The organism is Nostoc sp. CALU 546 (assembly GCF_048836525.1).
Genome location: NZ_JAWJTF010000272.1, coordinates 1 through 2,744, shown reverse-complemented (window position 1 = coordinate 2,744; position 2,744 = coordinate 1). Strand labels below are relative to the sequence as shown.

2 protein-coding genes are annotated in these 2,744 nt (G+C 38.5%); one reads left to right on the top strand and one right to left on the bottom strand.

Annotation, left to right across the window (positions count from 1 at the left end; translation table 11 throughout):
* Nucleotides 1-202 precede the first annotated feature (202 nt).
* Entirely contained in the window at nt 203-1,363 is a 1,161-nt protein-coding gene (locus tag RRG12_RS42590) for a hypothetical protein (protein ID WP_420758334.1), read from the bottom strand.
* 302 nt (nt 1,364-1,665) lie between these two features.
* Between RRG12_RS42590 and RRG12_RS42585 the strand changes: the two genes are divergently transcribed.
* The gene (locus RRG12_RS42585; protein ID WP_420763250.1) at nt 1,666-2,661 is read left to right on the top strand and encodes an NB-ARC domain-containing protein; all 996 of its coding nucleotides are present in this window, start codon (nt 1,666-1,668) and stop codon (nt 2,659-2,661) included.
* Nucleotides 2,662-2,744 lie beyond the last annotated feature (83 nt).

Here is a 2,744-nt window from a genome sequence, read left to right as displayed (position 1 = left end):
GGCGTTGCATAAATGCGGGATAAATTAGAGGTTTAAACCATTTAAATTCCGTTTCTAATTTGTCGAAATTATCCCATTCTTCAGCAACGCCCTGTTTCTAATAAGGTTAGAAGATGGTTATCTCTTTGCCATTCTTGTCGTTATCAGCAAACTAAAAATTTTGGTGAATTTTTACTTTTACCAAATCGCAATAGTCAAGTTATTAATTAATTGGTGTTGCAATAACAGCAAAACCTAAACGGGGCGACTTTATTTCAGGAAGACAATCACCGTTAACTACACATTTTTGAATAATGTTAGGGGTGTTTACCACTTTTACAGAAACATTATAAGCGCCAAGATTTAATGCACTATTTCCTGTCATCATGGATACTATCTGCTCAACACCTAAGTTGATTGCAGTTTGAGAAGCAAAAACACTCATAAAAGTGAGTTCAGTTTTTAATCTTTCGGTAATTTGGCGAGTAAGCTCTGCGCCATATGCTCCACCAGAAATAACAGCGGCAACTCCGTTAGCTCCTTGGTTTTCTACGGATGCCCAATTAACAAAAGATTCTGAAGAAAAATACACTATTGAACCTGCGTGACTAGCTATTATGCTGTTTTTCACGTCATTGTAAGTATCACGATTGGCATCCTTAAATAGAGGCGGTGTCAGATTTACACTAGTTAATAAACTACCCAACGTAGGCATTTCTCCATTAAGGATTTTGGTAAATGCACTTGCATCTAGCTTTAAATTACCAAGACTTCCACGACCGCAGTTAAAAATAGGTTTTTGTTCAAAAGTTGACAAGTTGAACGTGTAATCATACTTGCATGTTGCAGAAGCAGACTCTCTGATGGTTTTACCGGGGATAGTTACAGTCTTCCATTCCATTTCGACATAGGGCATATTTTTAGTTTCAAACCCAATGCAGATTGTTCTTCCAAAAACTTTCTTTCGAGCAATACACTCCTCTACTTTGCGATACTTTGTAACAGGAACTTGTTCTTTTATAGTTTTTGGTGGAATTTTTACTTCCCATGTATGTGCAGCTTTAGCACTAGCACCTAAAGAAATATAATTTCCTGTTACATTGTACTCAAGTTTCTCAATACCTGTAGTTCCGTTATTACCGACCTTTATCTGATTTATAGCCGATCTGATATTATTAGCTTTTGATTGCCATTGACTAGCAATTGAATCCAATTTAGGAATACAATTCACCATTTTCTGGTCAAGAGGCTGAAGTAAGTTGATTGCTTGAGGTGTGCTAGTCATTGGGTCTTTTGCACAAGCTTCAAGATTATATGCTTTTGCTTGCTGAGATAATCCTAATATGGTAAAAACAGTTAATGTGGAAATTAGTTGAAATTTCATTTTTATATCCTCGAAATATGTAACCAATAAGTTAACTATGCTAACTAGGTGATTAATTACCTAGCTAATTCTATTGCTCTATAACAAGTTGCCAAAATTCATCAAAATAAACTTTTTCCTATTTAATTGAGGAACATGAATTATTGAACTTCTTGTCTTTCCCAATTAAAATCCAAGCCCGCTCGTTCTGTCAGTAAGAAAAAGTGTGCTAGTTAATGTAAACAATTGTAAACTTTGCCATAATTTTCCCAGCAAGAACAGACAAGTTAAATACTTAAACGATACGTGGATCTTGTTGAGCGATGACAGGCGAAGAGGCACTCAAATTAGTCGATGCTGTTTTACGCTCTACGGTCTTGGAGCAAGGACTAAATGATATTCAGTCTGTAGTCTTTCTCGAAAGTTGGGTTGGACGCACTTATGCGGAGATTGCGGATAAGCTAGGTTATGATTGTGACTATGTTAAACAGGTAGGTTCGCAATTGTGGCGATCGCTTTCCCAAGTCATTGGCGAAGAAGTCTCCAAAAAAAATATCCAAGCTATTCTGCATCGCTATCAGCAATCCCAAACCAGTACACAAGATTGGGGAGAAGCCGTTGATGTCTCCCGATTTTATGGTCGCCAAACAGAACTGCAAACTTTATCAACATGGATTGGCAAGGAGCATTGTCGTTTCGTCGGGATTTTTGGACTCGGTGGAATTGGCAAAACTACTCTCTCGGTGAAACTTGCAAGGCAAATTCAATCCCAGTTTGAATATGTGATTTGGCGTAGTTTACAGCAAGCACTGCCACTAAATACCTTACTGGGCGAGATTTTGCCGATTTTAATGGGTTCAGAGGCAACAATCGATAGTTCAATTAATCTTTTGATGAAACAATTGCAGGAAAAGCGTTGTTTGTTAGTTCTTGATAATGTCGAGTCAATTTTACAAAGTGGAAACCGGGGGGGAGAATACCAACGAGGGTTTGAAGCATACCAACAGCTATTTGAGCGGATCTGCGATGAACTCCACCAAAGTTGTCTGATTGTCACTGGACGAGAAAAACCGAGCAAAATTGCAGTGCGATCGGGGGAAAACTTACCAGTGCGATCGCTCTGTTTGTCGGGACTATCAGTAATAGAAGGTGAGCAAATACTGATTGCTAAAGGGTTAAATACAGCACCTCAACATCAAAACTTGGTCAATTACTTTGGTGGTAATCCACTCGCCCTCACAATCTGCCGCAACCGCTATTCTAGATATATTCTCTGGAGATCCACAAGCATTCTTGGCACCAGGAACTACTCTTTTTAGAAATTTATGGGAGTTACTCAAGCAACGATTTGAACGTTTCTCGCCTCTGCAACAGAAGAATATGTACTGGCTAGCGATTAACC

What these genes read in the sequence shown, in the direction of transcription:
- RRG12_RS42590 (WP_420758334.1), bottom strand. Translation starts at nt 1,363, where the DNA reads ATGAAATTTCAACTAATTTCCACATTAACTGTTTTTACCATATTAGGA.
- RRG12_RS42585 (WP_420763250.1), top strand. Translation starts at nt 1,666, where the DNA reads ATGACAGGCGAAGAGGCACTCAAATTAGTCGATGCTGTTTTACGCTCT.